This is a genomic window from Pararhizobium sp. P1_E7 (assembly GCF_056405855.1).
In genome coordinates this window covers 1-1,969 of sequence record NZ_JBFUBH010000186.1, presented here as the reverse complement: position 1 = coordinate 1,969, position 1,969 = coordinate 1, and the positions used below count along the sequence as shown (strand labels likewise).

Below are 1,969 nucleotides of genomic sequence, written 5' to 3'. Positions count from 1 at the left end.
GTGTTGAGCAGGCCGAAGCTCCTGTAGTTGAGAAAGAGCGGCACAAGGGTCACGTGGGCGGGGACAATGACGCCGACGAGGAAGACCGCCAGCACAGCGCCGCCATGCCTGAACCTCAGCACTTGGATCGCGTAGGCTGCCATCATCCCGAAGACGACGATGAGAACATCGGCAATCACTGTCACGACGACACTGTTGAACAGGAAGCGCCCAAGATCGCCCTGGGCAAACGCCCGGTAGAAATTGTCGAACGTTATGGTGCTGGGCAGAGCGAACGGATCACCGGCGGCGAACTCCTGGGCTGGGCGCAATGCCGTCAGCAGGATCCAGATCAATGGATAGACCTGCATGACCACCAGCAGCGCGATGATGGCAAGAGCAAGAGAACGATGCAGGCCGAGCCGAAGCATGCTTGCATGCGAGGCTCTTGCAAGGCTGAAGGTGTCCGTCTCTATTGCGGAAGAGCTCATTGCGCAAATCCCTTCCTGCGGACCATAAGGAGAATGATCCCGACCGCGATGAGACATTCGAGCACGATCGCAACCGACAGCGCGCTGGCATAGCCGAAGTTCGTATGCGCGAATGCCGTTTTGTACATGTAGGTGGTGAGCAGTTCGGACGACTGACCAGGTCCACCGTTCGTCAGCAGATAGGGCACGTCGAAGCCACGCAGGGCATTGGTCGTCGCCATGATCGCCGTCGTGATCCAGACCGGCCTCAGGTAGGGAAAGCGGATATAACGAAAGATCTCCCATTCCGAAGCGCCGTCGAGTTTGGCAGCCTCCTCAAGTTCCCTGGGCACCGATAGAAGACCGCCATAAAGGATGAGCATATAGATTCCGAAGAAACGCCACCCTTCGGGGACAGAGACAGCGGTGAGCACGGTTGACGTGTCCGACAGCCACGGGCGAGCCAGCGCACCGAGCCAGACCCATTCGAGTACCTTGTTGACAAGCCCCGGAGGATCGAAGGCGTAGAGGCGCCGGAACAGCAGAGCGATCGCCACTGTCGAGACAATCGCGGGAAGGACACACAGCGTCTTGACAACCTCGCGGCCGCGGCCGGCATAAGTCAGGAGATTGGCGACCAGCAGGGCAAGTCCGAGCTGAAAGATGAGCGTTATGAACACATAGACCAGCGAATGCCTGAGCGAACTCCAGAAGGAGGGATCACGCAGGAACATCTTTGCATAATTGCCAAGCCCGATGAAAATCGGATCTGAGATTCCGTCCCAGTCGAAGAGGCTAAGATAGAGCGATTGAATAATCGGCAGGACGACCGCTCCCATGTATACGAGCAGCGGCGGCCCGAGAAAGATGGCAACGGCCATCCTGGACCTGTAGGGAAGCATTTTTATCCACCTTCGCCTGAGGGGCCGGGTCGATATGCCCGGCTTTCCACGTTCGTCGCGTTTCGGCTAGTCCTTGAAGAAGCGTGGTGCCTGCTCTTCGATGGAGGCATCAACCGCCTCCGCGAACTGCTCCGCTGTCACGTTGCCCTGGAGTAACAAAGTGAGTTGCTGTTGCATGACCGTGTTGGACGTTGGATCAAGCTGCGTGTCCCAGGGAGCAGCAAATCGGGTCCCAAGTTTTGGAATTTGCGAGACAATCTTGGCGTAGAGTGGCGACTGGTTGGCCAACTCACCGGGCGTGTAGGTCATTGGAGAAAGCGCGCCTGTCTTGGCGTAGAGTTCCGGATAGCGCTCAAGCAGGTACTTGAGAAAGTCGTAAACGAGTGGATCGAAATTCTGCGTGCCGACGGCCATTCCGATCCCCGAATTCACGAAGAACTCGTTCTCGGCCGTAACTGCGTTGGGGACTGTCGGAAGCGTAAAGTAATCGACCTGGCCCCGGACCTCCGGGGCAAGGGCCGCGTCATTCGTCAGCGTATCCGCCTCCCAGGTTCCCATGTAGTAGATTGCCGCCTTGCCTTGGGTAAAGAGGTCGCGGGCATCGGTGTAGCCTTGCGA

The 1,969-nt window shown here is 57.9% G+C and carries 3 protein-coding genes; all 3 read right to left on the bottom strand.

The genetic code is table 11. The annotated features are described in order from the left end of the window. The coding region (locus tag AC1D17_RS28715; protein WP_477568597.1) for a carbohydrate ABC transporter permease at positions 1-470 on the bottom strand (470 nt) is incomplete at its 3' end. Continuing rightward, entirely contained in the window at positions 467-1,351 is an 885-nt protein-coding gene (locus tag AC1D17_RS28710; protein ID WP_477568596.1) for a carbohydrate ABC transporter permease, read from the bottom strand. The genes AC1D17_RS28710 and AC1D17_RS28715, both read right to left, overlap by 4 nt. Before the next feature lie 66 nt (positions 1,352-1,417). Continuing rightward, positions 1,418-1,969, bottom strand: a 552-nt coding sequence (locus tag AC1D17_RS28705) for an extracellular solute-binding protein (protein WP_477568595.1), incomplete at its 5' end; no start/stop codon positions are given.

Bases quoted from the DNA above. Each gene is read 5' to 3' on its own strand.
- AC1D17_RS28710 (WP_477568596.1), bottom strand. From the start codon at position 1,351: ATGCTTCCCTACAGGTCCAGGATGGCCGTTGCCATCTTTCTCGGGCCG.